The sequence below is a fragment of the Lapidilactobacillus achengensis genome, from assembly GCF_003946655.1.
Taxonomy (GTDB): domain Bacteria; phylum Bacillota; class Bacilli; order Lactobacillales; family Lactobacillaceae; genus Lapidilactobacillus; species Lapidilactobacillus achengensis.
Window position 1 is genome coordinate 1 of the sequence record NZ_RHOV01000033.1, and the last position, 17791, is coordinate 17791.

The following is a 17791-nucleotide window of genomic DNA, read 5'->3' on the forward strand; positions in this document are numbered from 1 at the left end:
GCAACCGCCTCAGGACGTGTGGCTCAGCGGTGAGATTATTCTTAGCGATTTATCGCTTAGAATAAGGCTCGATTTGAAGACAAGCCGCTGGGCTTGCGGATTGGCTTCAAACGACGCCCACCGCGTTCCAGCCACGACAAACGTCCTGATGCGGTTGCGTCCACATCCAAACCAACCACACCTGCAATCAAGCGAAGATTCAAGAACTGGGTCCAGCCCTCAGAGATCCGTTGATGTTGCTGTACCACCCAAAAAATGGGCAATTGTTTGACGGCTAGCTCGCAAAATCACTTCGTCAGATACCCAACTTCGATTGCAGATAGGCTCAATTCTGCCTAGCAACCGGCTGGGACTGCGCGGCTCAGTGGTGAAATTGTCCTTGGCGGCTTTGCCGCTTAGGACAAGGCTCGATTTGAAGACAATTCCCGCTTTTGGAATTGGCTTCAAACGATGCCCACCGCGTTCCAGTCCGCAACAGCAGTCCCAGCCGGTTGCGCTCACGCGCAACACCCACCACACCTGCAATCAAGCGCCGCTACCTGTAAATACGCAAAGCCATAAGAAAAAAGCGTCGACACCAGAAAAACGGCATCAACACTTTTGGAAGGCAAAAAGAATCAGTCGTGAGCGTTCAGCCAGTTGTCCAACACCGAAATAAATTCGTCGTGCTGATCCAGCAGCGCCAAATGCCGACTGTTGGCAAACAAATGCCACTGCGCGCCAGGAATATGATCAGCGACCGATTTCGCGATCAATGGGGTGCACAGGTCATCCGTGCCGCTGGTCACCAAGGCAGGGACATGGATTTTATTGAGCTGATCCGTGATCTCAAAGTCGCTGATCGTGCCATTTTCGGTAAATTCATTGGGGCCTTCAGCAATGCGGCTGGCGCGTTGACCGTTGGTTGGGCGGCGTAGTGGCTCCGGTGAATTCTCATCCGGCGCGTCCCAGCAATAGCGCGCCATGTAGCGTTCATTGGCGGCTAAGTATTGGGCGCCGGTAAAGTCGCCGGTGCGTTCGGCTTGGGCGATTGCGGCGCGATCTTCGTAGCTCAAATAAGAAATCAGGCGGTGTTGCTCTTGGGTCCATAATTTGACGGAAGCGGGCGAGCCATCGATCATCACACTTTGCACGCCTTGTGGATCAAAGGCTGTCAAATAATACATCGCCAGCATGCCACCCCATGATTGGCCCAACAAGTGGACTTGGGTCAAATGGAGATACTCGCGCAAGGCGATCAGTTCCGCCACCCAGGTTTCCTTCACGTAAACGGCTGGATCCTCGGGCAGGGTCGATTTGCCGCAGCCCACTTGGTCGTACATGATCAATTGCCGCCCAGTCGCGGCGTAGTCGTCGAGCAATTCGAAGTAATTATGGGACGAGCCAGGGCCGCCATGCAATAACAAAAGCGGCGCCTTGGTTGGGTCGGCCTCGCCAACAATTCGGTAATACGTTTGATAGCCGCGAAACGGCATGTAACCTTCAACGATTTTCATGGTAAAAGCTTCCTTTGATTGATTTCTGAGTGAACTAGGTTAAGCGAAATGTTGCCGTTGCGCCGCGAAAAAGTCGGCGTAAACTTTAACTTCCGGTAAATCATACCAAGCCTTCACGCTAACCGGGGTGGTGTCCAGGTCGTAGATTTTGGCGCCGGGCAAGGCAAGGACGAAGGGCGAATGGGTGGCGATAATGAACTGGCAGCCAAAGAACCGCGCGCTGTCACCCAGAAGACGCACCAGTTCCAATTGGCGCGAAGGCGACAGCGAATTCTCCGGTTCGTCCAATAAATACAGACGATCATCCTGGATCCGTTCGCTGAAGAAAGCCATCGCGCTTTCCCCATTGGAACGCTCCCGCACCTGCTCATGAGTGTGCTCGCGGGCATAACGGGACTGCGTTTTCCGGCGGGTTTCCAATGTTTTCTTCAGTTCATCATAATCCGCCAAATTCCGATAATGAAAATCACCGAATTTATGATCCAAATAATCCTTGAAAACCGCCTCCCGCTGCAAGTCGATGCCCTGATTCAGCGCGCGCAGGTCCAACATATAATTGAAAATCTCATCGCTGGTCATGATCGCCGAATCCGGCGGCAGCGGCAAGTGGTGCGTCGCCGTGCAGAGCGCTAAATACGCCTCGAAGAAGCTGGAGCGATTGTATAACGCGCCGCGCTGCAATTGCAATTTCTCGGCGATCACGTTGAGCAACGTGGACTTGCCCGAACCGTTATCGCCGTAGAAAATCGTGATTGGATCAAAAGTCAGCCGCGGCAGTTGCTTTTTCGGAAAAACCTGAAACGGATAGAAATCGCTGTACGCGCGACTTTTCAACTGATCCGTAAAGAAATGCCACTCCTGATCCTCCGTCGCCACGTTGAATCCTTCTAAATAAACCATGTTGCTTGCCTCCTTTGTGGACTGAACCTGGTAGCGGTCACTCCGTCACTGATTGCCGCTCACCCAACGTCAGGCTCCAGACTTCAGAGGTCTAGGCGTCAGGCTCCCCGCGGCAGGTTCCAGGCGCCAGGTTCTAGGCATCAGGTTTTAGGCGTCAGAGTTCCCGCGACAAAACAACTAAGCGAGGCCCTCGATCGCGTCTTGTCGGGCCTAATCTAGGCGGCCGCAGTCTGTTTTGGTCCTGACTAATCACTGATTTTCGATTTGAAATAGGCCCAGGCGCGCTTCAAGTCAAGCTTGAGTTGGCGCCAAAATCCGCGGGTCTCCGCCTTAGCGTTGCGACTATCCCAATCGGCCGGCCGCACCATCATATTGATCGTCCCGATCAGGCGGAACCAGAAACAAAACAGATTATACAACGGCAAGGTGAGCATCAGCACCCATTGTCGGTCATAGAAAGCCAGTTCCTCCGGGAATGCCTTGAGCATCGCCCGCACCGAAATGAAATTAAAGAACGAAACAATCACGTACAGGAAATAAATCATCAGGTACGACGCGATCAAGACCACCGGCGAAAACCGGAAAAACAGCAAGGCGATGCTGGCGAAAAACCAAATCATTTTCGGAAACATGAAGGTATGATCGATCATTAACCGGCGCACCATGAAATTCCCGAAAAACTTATTCAGCCCCACTCGGTCATCGGTATATTTGTGCGCCGATTCCAGTTCGCCCCGTTGCCAACGCTGGCGCTGGGTATACAGCTGACCCAACCCGCTGATCGGCCCCACGTAGAAAATCGCGTTGTCGCAAAGAACCACGTGGTCGCCCAACCGCTGCCGGATCTGGAAAGTCATGTCGGTGTCTTCGCCGACGGTTTCCGTGTCGTACATAAAAGTATCGAACAGCACATTGCGCCGAAACGCGGAAAACGCCCCCGACATGGTAAACAATTGATTGCGATCGGATTCGATCGTCCGCCCGGAAAGGAAAGCCTGGGCGTATTCAAAGTACTCATTTCGTTGTAACAACCGCAACGAATGGCGCCGCGTTTGTTTGATTTGCTTTTTGTCGGAGAGCACGGTGCCGGTCATCGCGGCGATGTGCGGATCGTTCTCAAAGCGCAAGACCATGTTCATCAGCGCGTGCCGTTCCAAGCGACCATCGCTATCAATATTGATGATATAGGTCCCGATCGCGTTGTACATCGCCACGTTCAGCGCCAAGGCCTTCCCCTTAGGCGTGTGGATCAGGAATAGCCGCAACGTTTGGAAGTGGTTTTGCGCCTCATTGAACACCGCGAAACTATTGTCCGTACTTTGATTGTCCGCCACGATCACCTGGATCAGTTCCTGCGGATAGGTGGACTGGGCGATCGAATCCAGACAAGCGAACAAAGTATCCTCAGAGTTATACACCGGCACCAGCACCGAAATAACCGGCAACTTCTCTGGCGCCGTCAAGTTCCGCGGATGTAGCCCCCGGTAAAGCACCCGAATCGACGAAATGATCGCCGGGAGAATCTCGACCAAGACCGGAATGATTGCCCAAGTGATCCAGAAACCCATTTTGAAAAAAGTGAGTTGGAGCCAATACTGGATCACTTGGACTCATCCTCCTTGTCCGGCCGAATCCGATAATACAGACCCCGCGCCATTTGTGAGTAGGTGAAGACGTTATAGTAAAGGATAATCACCAACGCGTAGAAAAGCAAGCGCCCTAAAATCGTGTGCGCCAAATAGAAGCTGCTCGCCCCGAAGAAATGGACCACCACCACCACTAAACACAGGCGCAACACGTTGGCCAGATAGATCCACAGTACCCCAATGGCCCCATAGAAAAGCCGTTCCGCCGGACGATACGCCGGGAAAAACGTCAACAGAGCAATAAACGCCATAGTTTCAATGATCCCAGAACATTCATAATCCACCGACATCAAGACGGACCCCTGCGCGGTGATAATGTGAACGATGCCATATTGACTCATCACGCCGCAAAGCCCGGTCAGCGCGCCAAAGCCCTGCACCGCCTTGACCACCGCATGGGTAAACAACCAAATCCAGTAAGGATCACTGAAGGCGATCAGAATAAAGAAGAGCCCAATGCTCCCCAGAATGAATGAAAAAGCGGGCAATTGAGCTCTACGCATTAATGATAAAAGATAGAGAAAGACTAAAATACCACCGATCAATAATGGATTCACAGATCAACCTCGTGTTGACGTTGCCGCCGTTTGAATTGCCACAACCCTAATAAGGCGATCCCCAGCCCAACACTGGCTAGCAGAACGGGATTCGTGCCCGCGCCAGTAATGGTCGTCGACAAGCCCGGCAGGTTGCTATTGGATAAGGTGATCACTTGACTATCCTCACCGACCCCGAAAGCTTTCAGGGGGATTTTGACCTCAAACGTCTGGTTAGCGCCGTCACCCGCGGCTGTGGGAACAATCGAGGCATAGCCCGTAGCGCCAGCAGGCAACTTTTGCTCCTCGGTATAGTCGGCGCCACGCGGCCAAAAACCCATCACGACTTTTTCGGTCTCATTCAATTGAGTCAGGTCGCGATAAGTGCTGGCGTCCGCCGCTCTAAGAGTCAAGTCGTACTTCTTAGTCCCAATCGTTAATAGATAACCATATGGTTGGATTCGATTCGCCCACCCCAATTGATTCAACTGCGATTTCGGCATTTGAACATAAATATAAAGATTACCATCGAATTGGAGCATCGCCAGCGCCCCAGTACTGCCATATATTTCTCCGGTTGTCTTGGTGACATCATCCCAGTCATGGAAAGCGCCGTCGATGACAATCTCAGGATGACCATCATACCTGTGACCAGCGTCCGTGCTGGCAGAACTACTTGAGGAACTGCTTGCTTCAGTGAGAGCACCCTTGGTCGCGGTCACTTCATATTGTCCCAGATTGTACGACCCGCCGCTTAGTTTGAATTTCGTCACGTTATCACTTAAACCAAACAAGGATAAATCAACTGATCCTTCGAAAACATCCTGATAGCCCGCCGCGGAGTCGCTCTTGACCGCCACGACATAGCCCTCAGTTCCCGCGGATTGGCTAGTGTTCCAACCCACATTGACCCAGACTTTCTCCTTGGTCCCCACCTTTGTTGGTGGCGCGTAGGTTCCCATGTCGGCGGTCAAGGGCAACGAAAATGTTTGATTACCAGCGCGCAACTGCAGGGCTTCAGACGTAACATCGCTACCAGAGGCCCAGCCATTACTTAACGCAGACTCAATCCCACTAGGATTCATCGCCATATAATAATATAGCGTTTGATTACTGACCACCATCGCTACTTGCGCCTTGGAACTGGTCGTTGTTTTCGGCACCGCGTCCCAATCGGAGAACTCGCCATCGATCGTAATCGTAGTGGCCGCTTGCGCCGCGACCCCGTGACTAGCCCAGGCAATGCCTAAAACCAGCGCTAAGGCCGCGAAAACTAAATTTAATTTGCGTCTCATTTTGCCTGCCTCCTTGAAAAAACAGCACTAACTTCTTCCTGCAACTTAACCAGCGACAGCGCCTGCGACAGCGCCTGCGCGCCCGCGTCTCACCGATCCGGGCATGATCCCCTGGCGCCACCCAAAACGGGCTCACAGATCGGTAACATCAATACAATAGGAGCGCGTCGGTGAATCACTCACTTCAATGCGCAACAACTTAGCCCCATTCTCCCGCAAAACGCGATCAAGCTTGCCGAAGAGAAATTCAGTCACATTCTCCACGGTTGGATTGACCGTCGCGAACTCAGGCAAGTCGTTGAGAAACTTTCCCGATAATTGATCCAAGGCCTGATGCAGAATTTTCTCGATATCGTAAAACGCCACCATCTTATCCGTTGTATGCAATTCACAAACGATTTCCCAAGTGTGGGTGTGCTTTTGTCCGGACCCCGTGGCCCACCGGATAGCATGACTAGCGTTCACATATGATTTGATTTTATATGAGTACCGTTTCGTCATGTGTTCACCTAATTATCTTCTACTGTTCAACCATATTATCTACTGCTTATTCTAGTTTAAAAAAACTATTTTTACAATAGCTGTTGCCTATCGCACCAACGTTATTAAACAAAAAGCCCTTTTTGTTTAATATTGTTAGCTCATGGTAGCGCTAACGTTCGTCCATCGTGATCGACCCCCTGGCCCACACCGTGTTCACCGCGCTGGATCCAGTGCGATCAGCGCGAATTCGTGACGCTTGACCATAAGCCGGTTGGCTGGTTGGTGTATAATGGAAGTGATTTGCTGACGCCTTGAATGATCACAATCGACCTCAGCAAAGTGACCGATCAACGGATCCTGTCGCAACCAGGATCGAGGGGAGTTTATGCTTGCGCGCGCTTGCCCAATTCGGTCACCGCGTCATTACAGTGCTTTGGCGGCTTTTGTTCGCGCTGACGTTCTTTTTCGCGGCGACCTCAGTCAATTTGATCATTGGCGATAACCACACTTTCGGAACTAGTACCACTTACGTCACCACCTTTTTCATTTTGGGATTGGTTTTATTTTTGCTGGCCCTGCGCACTTATCCTCGGGCGCGGCGCTGGGCTTATTCGGTTTTCGTCGAGCACCAAGTCCGCACCGCCAGTCTGCTCTTCGCGTTGGTGGTCATCGGGCAGATCGTCTTCGTCAGCTTCGTGCATCCCGTCAGTGGCTTCGATTCCGGAATGCTCAATTACGCCGCCGTCAGCGTCAAACATGTCCAAGAACCGAATATCGTCGCTTATTACAGCCTGAACCAGAACAACTTGCCGATTATGTTGCTGATGCGGAAAATCGTCGTGCTCACCGGCCAAACCTCCTGGCAATTCTTTGATTTCTTAACGTTAGCGCTGGTGGATCTATCGGCCTTGATCAATCTCCGGACCGTGGTGATTTTGCGCCGCCGGTCATTAGGCACCGCCTTGTACCTCCAGGCCGGTTGGCTAGCGGTCTTTCCCAGCATCTTGATGCCTTATACCGATGCTTGGTCAATCCCGTTTGTTGCCTTGAGCCTGTTGGGCGCCGCCGTGATCAGTCAACGCCGCTTCTCTCTGAGCCACCGCAGTCTCGGCGCGGCCCTCGTCGGCGTCAGCGGCGCGATCACTTATTTCATCAAGCCTTCCGCCATTATTCCCCTGATCGCCATGATCATTGTCCTGCTCCTGACCTGGCTGGAACAAGCCCAGCATTGGACCCGCGCCGGCGTGACTTTGACCCTGTGCCTCGGCCTCACCATCGGCGTCAGTGGCGCTAGCGTGTACACGGTCACCAATCACGCCATCAAAAATCAAGATTACATCGCCATTGACTACTCGCGCAACATCCCAGCGATCCATTTCGCCGCCATGGGCATCTACGGTCAAGGCGGTTATGCCCCTCGCCAAGCCGAAGCCATGGCCATGTTACCCACCAAGGCCCAGAAAACCGCCTATTCGAAAGAGAAGTTGCTCAAACGCTTGCGCCAGCTCGGTCCTTGGGGTTATCTCCGCTTCCTCTACCAAAAACAACGCAACAATACCGCCGATGGCACTTTTGGCTGGCTCAAAGAAGGCACCTTCTTCCGCGAGAATCAAAAACCCAGCCAAAAAGGCTTCGCCAACCAATTGAAGAATTTTATATTTCTTTATGGTGAACACATCGCCGATTTCCGTTTTCTCGCCCAAGTCTGGTGGGTGCTACTGCTTGGCCTGATCGCCCTGAGTTGGGGCAAACAACGGGGGTTTCGCGAAATTCTCCGGCTTGCGCTGCTGGGCGGTTTCATCTTCCTGCTCCTCTTTGAAGGAGGCCGCAGCCGATACTTGATCCAGTACCTCCCTTGCTTCTTGATCTTGGCCACTCTTGACGCGCCCGTGACCTTGCGCAACCTGAAAGCCTTCGTACGCCACTATCGCGGCGCCCCGGCAGAACCGGTCAGCGAAACGGTTCCAATTGCCTCGGTAGCTTCAGTGGCTCCAGTAGCACCAGTAGCCGCGTCTAACACCACAGCTGCTCAGGTGCCTACGACCTCCATCGCGGACCATTCGCTGCCGCTGGCAAGCACGCCAGCGCCCGCCACCGAAAAGACGGCGGAGATTACCGCAGCAGCAACGCCTGAAACACCCCACAGCAATGCCGCCAACGTTGACGCGATCCCAGCAAAGGCGGCGCCCATTGACCCAACAGCCGCCGCGCCGTCGTCCAAGCTTGAGCGCTCCAATGCCCACTTACTTCAGAGCCTTAATTTAGTCGACCAACGTACGGCCGACCACTTGCACCGACCACCGGAACAACAAGAATAAGCTCGTGCCGGAACAAAATTTATTGACATGAACAAAGCTGAAACAGGAGCCATCCAGAACAACAATCTGGATGGCTCCTGTTTTGAAACGTGCTACATACATCTGCCCACCACCAACGGTTCGTGCTCTTTAATCTGCGGGCCACAGTACGACTTCTCGTGTGACGAGCGTCGGCTTTTTGCTGGTCTTTTGATCAATCTCGCAGATAACTTGGTAGGCCTTGCCTTGAACTAAAGGCTCCTTTAGAGGTAAGTAACAAACTCCCAGACCCACGCGGAAACCATCCGAGCTATCGATCAGTTCTTGTCCCGCTGCGTTTTTGATTGAATTGAAGCCCAGAACGTCAGCGCCCCCGGTTGAAGTCGAACGGTAGACCAATTCGGCGCCTTCATGGAAACTCGTCATGGTCATTGGTGTGATCTCACCACCGGGAATATCTAAATCATAAGCATTTTGAGCCAGCGCATGGGTTTTCTTCGTCTGATCCAAGGTGATTTCGAAATTCCAGCGGCCCACAATCCCGTTGATGTGGTCAATGTTGATCGGTAGGACTATTTGATTGGGCAGCCCCGCGGATTTAACCTCATAAACATTGCGGAAACGGAAGCCAGTCTTAGTCGCTTGAAAACCGCCAGTAACAGGACGTAAATTCTCTGGCTCAGTTCCAGACAGATCAAACGCCATTGCTTCATCAGCTTTCTCGTGATCGAACAGGCCGGTGACCTCCCCCGCGACGCCGACTTTGCGCCCATTGTAATAAGCCTCGACCAGATGGACCGTGACCCCATTGGACGTGACCCGTTGATCCATCGCCTTAGCCGTTCCATCAACGTGCAGCGTACTAAAGTGGTTGACGCCGCCTTGAAAGACATAAAAATTCGTTAACCACGCCACGTTGCTCAGCGCCTGACTGACGCTAGGATTGACTGCGGCCACCCCGCCAACGCCCAGCAAAACTGCCGCCGCAGCGGTTAGGATCCAACGGCCGAGATGACGCCGCCGTGGCTTGGTCTGCTTGCTGGCCGCTTGCTCAATGCCCGTCTGGATCGCCGCCGCAACCAAGTCTTGGGGCACCTCCAGTTGATCGATTTGATCATGTACCGCTTGCCGGGTTTCCTGCTCATCCATAATAGTTTCCTCCTAACTGATCGTGTAAAGCCGATCTCCCCCGCCGCAACCGCGTCTTGACGGTGCCCTCGGGAACATCCAACAATTGACTGATCTCGCTGATCGACATATCTTGATAATAGAATAATTGCAACGCTTGCCGATAATCAGCCCCCAGAACTTGCAAAGCCGCCAATAAATCCAGATGGGCCGTCGCGTCGACCGGTGGCGCCACCTGTTCGGGCGGCGTGGCCATCGTGGTTTCTTTTTGGCGGCGACGATAAAGCGCCTGGGCCTGCCTGATCAAGATTCGCGTGAACCACGTGAAAAACTGATGGGGATTTTGCAACTTGGACACTGTCTTGACCGCTTGAGTAGTCGCTTCTTGGATCACATCCAACGCGTCCGCCTGATTGCCCACATACAGGTACGCCGTGCGGTAAAGATAGTCGCTACGACCCTTCAACAGCTGCCCCAACGCCTCATGATCACCGGCTACCGCCTGTTGCACCCACGTGATCTCCTTCAAGGTCAATTCCATCTCCTCACGCCTCCTTTCACCCATTAGTGGCTTTTCCGCCCAGAAAAGTTTCAAAGAAAAATTATTTTTGTCATCAGCCTGATATTCGTGCGCCATTTCCCAAGAAAAACAGCGTTGCCTTCGCGCAACGCCGTTTGCTGACCTTTATCTAAATACCCGACCTTAAGCAGGCTGGCGGCCTAGCTCGTTAGAACTGTTGGTAGCTCATTAAAACTACTGTCAACTCATTAACGCTCCTGATAGCTCATTAGTCGCCAGTGTTACTTGCTAAACCAGTGTCGGCTCATTAATATTCCTGATAGCTCATTGATCGCCATAGTTATCGATCAACTAACTGGCCGATCATGTGCTGGAGCAAACGGATCGCGGCTGAAAAGACCGTTGAATTTCAGCGGCACTGGCCCGCTATTTTTTTGAAACTCATTTCGAGCTCATTACGGAGACCTTTTCAGTGGTTAAGCTAGTGTGATAACGTCATTTATTCAGAAATTGGTTGGTTAATTGATTGATCGACTCTGTTAACAATTCAGTTAGCTGCGTGGAGCTCATTGCGCTCAAATCAACCTTACCTAGAGCCACCTGCTCCATTAGATTCATGTAGGCGTAACCTAGTGCACCTGTCATGGCACCACCAACACTACCGGAAATCAAACCACCAGCAACTGTGCCCACTCCAGGAAGGCTTTTTAGTGCAGCACTAACGGTTGTTTTCCCAGCCGAAAGGGCAGCAAATATGCCTAGTGCGCCCGCGATAGCCGTTTCAATTTGATTAGTTTTTGGATCGATGCCATAATTTACGGTTAATTTTGCGAGCATCGTGCTTTGAGTTGCCATCATCAATGGTGCGTCGGCGACCGGGATTGGCACGAACCCTGTTGTAAAAGTTGCCGCGATACTTGAATTTATTACCTTAACGCCTTGTTTGCGTTTCAATAACAGCGACGCCTTCTGTGCACTAGAAAAGCTAGTTTGTAAGGCTTCGGGCAACTTATTTGCGGTCAATTCTACCAATTCTTGGATACCAAATGCACCTTGAGAATCTGTTGCCTTTGCCAGGACACTGACAAACTCCAGACTTGGCAATTGCCGCTGTGCTTCAGCACCTAATTTGTCAGCCTCCACCCGAGAAAACGATTTGGTTAAGACCAGGATTACCGGAATCCGTAGCTTTTGAAACTGTTGAATATACTTCAGTTCCTGGCTTTCAATTCGCGAACCACTCGCATTTACACAATACCAAACACAATGAATATCATCAGCCTCAGTTTCCGTTTTACGTTTACTGCGAATAAGTTCTTTGATTGCATGTAGTGATTTCCATTGACTCACCGCACTCATTTCCAAACCAACGGTATCATAAATCTGAACCGGAAAACCTTCCGCTTGGATGAAATTGATTTTGTCAGTTATCGGTGAACCAATTCCTGTTTCAGCTAATTCTTGACCAAATGCGGCATTGATCAGTGTCGATTTACCAATTCCAGTTTTACCGGCAATCACGATATTGATTTTAGATAAATTCTGATAGTCCTTTTTGAATTTATTTAGGGTATCTGTAACTACTTGTTGATATTCCTTTGCATCACTCATATGCGCTCTCCAATATTTATTATTTGTTTCATTAATAGACCATGTTTTTGACGCGAATAGCAGTACAACTAAGACGCCGCCCTCACTTATGATACGGGCTACCCTCGTTGATCATAAACGCGCGGTAGATCTGCTCGGACAGGACCACCCGCATCAACTGGTGGGGCAAGGTCAGCTGGCCGAAGCTCAGTTGGTCGTTGGCGCGCTGCAACACCGCCGGGCTGAGTCCCAGGGAACCGCCGATCACAAAGGTTACATCGCTGTGCCCATAGGTGGCCAGGTCCTTTAACTCCTGCGCGAAAACTTCCGAAGGCCGCTGGCGGCCCTTGATTGCCAAGGCGATCACGTATTCTTTGTCTTTGATTTTGCCAAGGATCCGGTCGCCTTCTGTGCCCATCACTTGGTCCATTTGCGCGGCGGACAGTTTCTCCGGCGCCTTCTCATCGGCCACTTCCACGATGCTGAACTTAGTGAAGCGACTCAGGCGTTTCGCGTATTCGGCGATCGCCGCTTTAAAATATTTCTCTTTCAATTTGCCAACACATACGATTTTGATCGTCATCTGAATTTTCTCTCCTTGCGTTCGGCGCGGCCCATGTGACCACCTGATCCAGCGCCAATCCTTGTTACAATTTAGGGTGAACGCCAGCCAACACCGGCGTTGCGCTAATGACAGCGCCGCGTTACGAACGGCAAAACGCTGGCCGCTGATCGTCATGATTATTTCCCAGGCCATAATCGAAGCGGCGTCGCAATCCACCAACGCGCGCGTTTGCGCTAATAATTCAATCTTACCACCGGACCACTTTTTGACAAACCCTTTTCCGACGGGCCAATTGTGATTGCCCTGATTGCCGCCACCACGCGTCAAACTTTGAGGACGTCAGGGGACTACCAACACCAGCAAGACCAGCACTCTACCAGGTTTAACTAGCAGTGCGCGGCCTGTTCTGACGGCAACTTGACCATAAATTGCCGGTCATCTCTGGCGAATCTATTTTCTTCAACAAAAAACAGCTTGAAAAACACCGCCGCTTTGGGGTATATTGGTACACGGACTTGTTCCACTGTGGCACTTCTGATCCCAAAATGGGTATCTCCTTTGGCCACAGTTATTAATAACCGTCATGGGTTATAAAGGAGTGAGCGACATGACAAAAGAACAGAACCACCTTCGTGACATCGTCATTTCGGCGATCATCGCGGCGTTATATGTGGCGCTGACCTACCTGAGCCAAATGTTTGGCCTGGGTTACGGCGCCGTCCAGTTGCGGCTTTCAGAAATGCTGAACTGCCTGGTGATTTTTAACAAGCGTTACATTTGGGGCATCACCGTGGGGTGCGTCATCGCCAATTTATCCAGCACCCTAGGCGTGGTCGATATTCTCTGGGGCTCCGCGCAAACGCTGATCACCTTGACGATCATCTACTTCGTCAGCAAGAAGTTACCGAACCTGATCAGCAAGCTAAGCAGCGTTGTGATCATCGGTACGGCGATGATGTTCCTGATTGCCTGGGAGTTGGTCGTCTTGACCAAAGCGCCGTTCTGGTTGACTTACGGCACAGTTGCTGCCGGCGAATTCGCCTCATTATTAGTCGGAGCGATCCTCTTCTATTATATCAGCAAGCGCGTCGACCTGGTCTCCTAAACCCAGGTGTGGCTAGGAATCCCCTGCTATGAGCTTTTAGTGCGACCCTACTCGCACACATCAAAAAATAAAATAAATCTGTGTTGCCGGTGAAAAAACCAGCAACACTTTTTTTATGCTGGCACGCGCCGGTTAACCTAGGTGACGGGTAGATCAGGTTGCCTCGATTTGGCTGAATGATTTGGCTGAATATCTGGCCTGGGAACAGCGACGCGCCTAACAAGCCAAACTAGCCACACTTGGTTTCCAGAAGCCCTGCGAAACTAGGCGGAAGGAGTGAGCACAGCGAACGCGTTCCATTATATAAGCAGCCGCAGCAGGTTGATGCGTGGAGCAACCTGCTGCGGCTTTTTTTGACCAACCATCCGGGAATGGGCAGCACCTGCAACAGTCGGCGCTATTGGCAGTTGACCCTGCACCGATTGATCTGATTACCCCTTGGTTAAGATCTTGGCCGTGGTTGCGACCCTGGTCGGCGGCGACACGCTTTTTCTTGTTAAACTTTTACTTATTTCGGGGAAAAATTCGGCATTGGCGAACTTCTTAATGTGAGTTTATTGATTCGCGACTGGCCAGCGCGGATTGACCGTTATATCCCCAAGAATAACGGGACAAAAGCCCACCGCGCTAGTTTTCCCCAAGTTATCCACAGAGTTATCCACTTGTACACATGTTCGCCACGAAATGTAGGGGGCACGCCTGTGCAAAACACCAAATAAACGATTAGTAAAAGTCAAGGATAAAATTATTTATTTTAGTTTTCCACTGATTTTTATTGTTCGCCATCCTTTGACGATCTACGTGAAACGTTGTCGGGGCACAGGTTAGCACATGCTTGCTTTTGCCGGGATAAAAGTTATCCCCAACTGTCGATAACTTTGTGGATAACTCTGGGGACAATGCTAAGCCTTGTCCTTATCAGTAATCCACAGGGTTATCAACAGGCTGTGGATAACAAATCAACACCACCCCACCTCTTGACAGATTTTTTGACTGAAAAATATCCGAACATCTTTTCGATTTGAACGATATAACGGCAATAAACACGAACAATGATGAGAAACCGTCAATTGTTCGCCTTTTATTCCCAGATACTGGCTTCTGATCCATTACGCCGTTATTGCCGGCAATCAACCGTTATAACGGCTGATTGCCTCAAGACCAATGGCCCGCCGACTTTTCCACCAGTGGATTCACAAGTGTGGACAACTCTGGGGATATTGGCGCCAAGTGGTCACTGGCCTGTGCGTAACTCCCAGCAACCTACCTGACAGCCAGGCAGTTGACCGCGGCGCGCTTAAAATTCGGTTCCAACTTGACTAGACTTGGGGATAACTTTTTCTCGGCTGGGACCGCCGCTTATTTCTGGCGCGCAAAAAAGCAGCGGCTGACTTGGATCAGTCAGCTGCTGCTTACTCACGATTATGATTCCCGCGAACGCCACCAGAGAAGCTGGCGCTGATTTGCTTAGCTTAATTGGAACTGCTGCTAGAGCTACTTGAAGTTGACGAGGCTTCCTTTGTCAAAGTAACCTTCGTCGAGCTGAGTTTGCCATCACGATAGTACTTCACAGTCACCGTGTCACCGATGGAGTGGGCGTAGATCGCCGTGTGGATCTCGGCGATGCTGGTTACTTTTTTGTCGTCGATCCCAACGATGGTGTCATACTTCTTCAAGCCAGCTTTCGACGCTGGTGAGTTGGATTCAACCGACGCGATCACCACGCCACCTGTAACGGAGGATGGTAATTTCAAAGTTGACGATTGTTGATCAGATGAGATGTTGGTCAAATCAACCACGGACACGCCTAAAGCTGGACGAATAACTTTACCGTTTTTGACCAGTTGATTGATGATCGAAACGACTTCGTTACTTGGATACGCGAAGCCCATCCCTTCAACGGAGGTGCCATCGGTGCTCTCAGCGTACTTCAAGGAGTTGATCCCGATGACTTGACCAGACATGTTGATCAAAGCGCCGCCAGAATTACCTGGGTTGATTGCCGCGTCAGTTTGAATAACGCTGGCTTGGCCGGTAACTTGGCCGGTCGTTTCATCGGTCACATCGATGGTCCGACTCTTGGCGGAGACGATCCCTTCCGTGACAGAAGTTGCGTATTCACTGCCTAAAGGTGAGCCGATCGCCAGCACCGGCTCAGCGGTCGTGATCTTCGATGAATCGCCGAAGGAAGCCACGGTGGTCACTTTGCTGGCATCGATCGTCAACACAGCCAGATCACTGGTTTCATCAGCGCCGATAACTTTGGCGGTTTCCTTGGTCCCATCCGCCAAAATCACTTCGATGGAATCGGAGCCGGAAATCACGTGATTGTTAGTCACGATATAAGCTTTGCCATTCTTCTTGGAATAGATGACCCCAGAACCTTCACTGACGGTTTCCAGATCAGAGGAGGATGAACTGCTGCTGGAACTGCCTGACGAACTGTTGCCATCACTGCTGTCGCCGTAGCCGTTACTGCCGTTGCTACCACTACTATCGCTGCCATTACTGCCAAACAAGTTCCCAAAAATATCAGTTTGGTTTTGGCTTTGCCGCTGCTTGTTGATCACGGAAACGACGGCGCCCTCAACTTTATTGAAAGCCTTTGTTGCCGCGCTACTTGTTTTTACAGAAACATTACTGGTTTTCGTTGTGCCAGTGGTTGTCGCCGTGTCAGAGGTGCTGTTGGTCGCAACGTTGTTTTGATTGAGCGCTGTGAACCCAGCAAACGCGACACCACCACCAATGACCGCAGAAATCACAGCGATCACGACAATTTGCCACACCGTGATGCCACGAATAACTTTTCGTTTACTCATTGATATCGATCTCCTTAAAATCATCTTCGAACAGGTTTATCCTGTTTTCATTATGTCTTAATCTTACTGACCAAATTTGAAAAATTTATGAAATTGGTCTTGACAAACGGGCAACTAATTATGCCTTTTTTGAGTTGAATCTACAAAATTGTGAACAAAAAAGTCGTTTTCTCCAATAAAAACGCCGATCATTGGGCCCGACGACCGTGGCTTCACGCCCACGAATCGCCTGATGATCAGCGTTTTCCTGCATCTTTAGAACCGAGTGGCGCGCGGCTTAAATCAAGGTCAACGGATCGGCCACCGCGGGATCGGTATCATAAATTTTGAAATCTGTGCCCACCGCTAAATCGTGCTCACTAAGAAAGTCAGCAACGGTTTGATGAGCCAATGTTTTCACATTATTTTCTTGACTTAAATGCCCTAGGAAAACTTTTTTCGTCCGATTCCCTAAGACTTCCATGATCGTCGCCGCGCCATCGTGATTGGATAAGTGCCCCTGATCGCCCAGGATCCGCTGTTTCAACGGCCACGGGTAAAAACCATTACGCAACATTTCCAGATCATGATTGCATTCCATCAAATAACCATCCGCATTCTGGATGACGCCGGCAATATTTTCAGAAACATAGCCAGTGTCCGTCAGAATCGCAAAGGCATGATCATCGTGATGAAACTGGTAGAATTGGGGTTCCGCCGCATCGTGGGAAACGCCGAAACTTTCAATATCCAAATCTCCTAAACTCAAGGTGCTCCCCATTTGGAACACGTGTTGTTGCGCGGGATCGATCTTGCCGATCTTGGCGCTCATCGCCTGCCAAGTGCCTTCATTCGCGTAAACGTCCATCCCATAACGCCGCGCCAACACGCCGACGCCATGGATGTGGTCGGTGTGCTCGTGCGTGACGAAAATCGCGTCAACATCTTCTAATTTACGGTCGATACTGGTCATCAAAGCGCTGATTTTTTTACCGGAAAGACCGGCGTCAACGAGAACCTTCCGCTGGGGTGTTTCGATATAAGTGACATTGCCGGAACTGCTGCTAGCGAGTACGCTGACAAGCAATCCCTGATTTGCGGCTGGTGTCATGACTATTTGCTTCCCTTCAAAAAATGATGGTCAGAGTGCGGAGCGACCCGGGTCGCGCAGCACGTTTCACCGCTAGCATACCACATTTTCATGGCGGGGTGAAATCTGGTGAAAATAACATTTCACCGTTTGATGACTCTGGTTGAATGTACTTGAGCTGGTTAAAAGTAGGTTGGCCGCGGCTTGCGCTGCGAAATTCGGGGTGAGCTCGCTGTGGGCGCTGTTTTGAGCCAATCCGCAAAGTACGCGGCTTGTCTCAAAATCAGGCCTTGTCCTAAGCGGCAAAGCCGCCAAGGACAATTTCACGGCGATCTCACCCCG

17 protein-coding genes are annotated in these 17791 nt (G+C 51.1%); 2 read left to right on the forward strand and 15 right to left on the reverse strand.

All coding sequences use genetic code 11. The annotated features are described in order from the left end of the window. Positions 1–9 precede the first annotated feature (9 nt). The 8 genes from EKM94_RS12940 to EKM94_RS11660 all read right to left on the reverse strand — a co-directional run bounded on the left by EKM94_RS12940 (position 10) and on the right by EKM94_RS11660 (position 6374). Positions 10–135: a hypothetical protein gene (locus EKM94_RS12940; RefSeq protein WP_263853211.1), complete on the reverse strand. Its 126-nt coding sequence runs from the start codon at positions 133–135 to the stop codon at positions 10–12. An 84-nt stretch (positions 136–219) separates the two neighbouring features. Beyond that, positions 220–447, reverse strand: a complete 228-nt coding sequence (locus tag EKM94_RS11630) for a hypothetical protein (RefSeq protein ID WP_125602163.1) — start codon at positions 445–447, stop codon at positions 220–222. A 170-nt stretch (positions 448–617) separates the two neighbouring features. Then, positions 618–1496: a proline iminopeptidase gene (pepI, locus tag EKM94_RS11635; protein WP_125602166.1), complete on the reverse strand. Its 879-nt coding sequence runs from the start codon at positions 1494–1496 to the stop codon at positions 618–620. Between the two features lie 39 nt (positions 1497–1535). Then, positions 1536–2396: an AAA family ATPase gene (locus EKM94_RS11640; RefSeq protein ID WP_125602169.1), complete on the reverse strand. Its 861-nt coding sequence runs from the start codon at positions 2394–2396 to the stop codon at positions 1536–1538. Between the two features lie 245 nt (positions 2397–2641). Then, positions 2642–3997, reverse strand: a complete 1356-nt coding sequence (locus EKM94_RS11645; RefSeq protein WP_125602207.1) for a TIGR03111 family XrtG-associated glycosyltransferase — start codon at positions 3995–3997, stop codon at positions 2642–2644. Beyond that, positions 3997–4599 carry an exosortase family protein XrtG gene (gene xrtG / locus EKM94_RS11650; RefSeq protein ID WP_125602172.1) on the reverse strand — a complete coding sequence of 201 codons (603 nt, stop codon included), beginning with the start codon at positions 4597–4599 and terminating at the stop codon, positions 3997–3999. Before xrtG ends, EKM94_RS11645 begins: the two co-directional genes overlap by 1 nt. After that, positions 4596–5873, reverse strand: coding sequence for a Firmicu-CTERM sorting domain-containing protein (locus tag EKM94_RS11655; RefSeq protein WP_125602175.1), 1278 nt, complete (start codon positions 5871–5873; stop codon positions 4596–4598). Before EKM94_RS11655 ends, xrtG begins: the two co-directional genes overlap by 4 nt. A gap of 132 nt (positions 5874–6005) precedes the next feature. After that, on the reverse strand, positions 6006–6374 hold the full coding sequence (locus tag EKM94_RS11660; RefSeq protein ID WP_125602178.1) for a 6-carboxytetrahydropterin synthase: 369 nt from the start codon (positions 6372–6374) through the stop codon (positions 6006–6008). A gap of 371 nt (positions 6375–6745) precedes the next feature. Between EKM94_RS11660 and EKM94_RS11665 the strand changes: the two genes are divergently transcribed. Beyond that, entirely contained in the window at positions 6746–8674 is a 1929-nt protein-coding gene (locus tag EKM94_RS11665; RefSeq protein ID WP_125602181.1) for a TIGR03766 family XrtG-associated glycosyltransferase, read from the forward strand. Positions 8675–8803: 129 nt separating this feature from the next. Here EKM94_RS11665 and EKM94_RS11670 read toward each other — a convergent pair whose 3' ends face one another. From EKM94_RS11670 to rlmH, 4 genes are all read right to left on the reverse strand, one after another. Beyond that, the gene (locus tag EKM94_RS11670; RefSeq protein WP_125602184.1) at positions 8804–9802 is read right to left on the reverse strand and encodes a DUF4179 domain-containing protein; all 999 of its coding nucleotides are present in this window, start codon (positions 9800–9802) and stop codon (positions 8804–8806) included. Then, the gene (locus EKM94_RS11675) at positions 9795–10322 is read right to left on the reverse strand and encodes a sigma-70 family RNA polymerase sigma factor (RefSeq protein ID WP_164511231.1); all 528 of its coding nucleotides are present in this window, start codon (positions 10320–10322) and stop codon (positions 9795–9797) included. Before EKM94_RS11675 ends, EKM94_RS11670 begins: the two co-directional genes overlap by 8 nt. A gap of 474 nt (positions 10323–10796) precedes the next feature. Beyond that, positions 10797–11912, reverse strand: a complete 1116-nt coding sequence (locus EKM94_RS11680) for a YcjF family protein (RefSeq protein ID WP_125602190.1) — start codon at positions 11910–11912, stop codon at positions 10797–10799. Between the two features lie 82 nt (positions 11913–11994). Beyond that, a complete protein-coding gene (gene rlmH, locus EKM94_RS11685; protein WP_125602193.1) occupies positions 11995–12474 on the reverse strand; it encodes a 23S rRNA (pseudouridine(1915)-N(3))-methyltransferase RlmH in 480 nt (159 codons plus the stop codon). A 589-nt stretch (positions 12475–13063) separates the two neighbouring features. Between rlmH and EKM94_RS11690 the strand changes: the two genes are divergently transcribed. After that, a complete protein-coding gene (locus EKM94_RS11690) occupies positions 13064–13561 on the forward strand; it encodes a QueT transporter family protein (RefSeq protein WP_125602196.1) in 498 nt (165 codons plus the stop codon). A gap of 1472 nt (positions 13562–15033) precedes the next feature. On the opposite strand, the gene EKM94_RS11695 is transcribed toward EKM94_RS11690, so the two are convergent. The 3 genes from EKM94_RS11695 to EKM94_RS11705 form a co-directional block, all read right to left on the reverse strand. Further along, the gene (locus EKM94_RS11695) at positions 15034–16380 is read right to left on the reverse strand and encodes a S1C family serine protease (protein ID WP_225422226.1); all 1347 of its coding nucleotides are present in this window, start codon (positions 16378–16380) and stop codon (positions 15034–15036) included. 277 nt (positions 16381–16657) lie between these two features. Next, complete coding sequence (locus EKM94_RS11700) at positions 16658–17470, reverse strand: MBL fold metallo-hydrolase (RefSeq protein WP_125602201.1); 813 nt, start codon at positions 17468–17470, stop codon at positions 16658–16660. Positions 17471–17542: 72 nt separating this feature from the next. Beyond that, positions 17543–17791: hypothetical protein (locus EKM94_RS11705; protein WP_225422227.1), on the reverse strand; the 249-nt coding region annotated here is incomplete at its 5' end.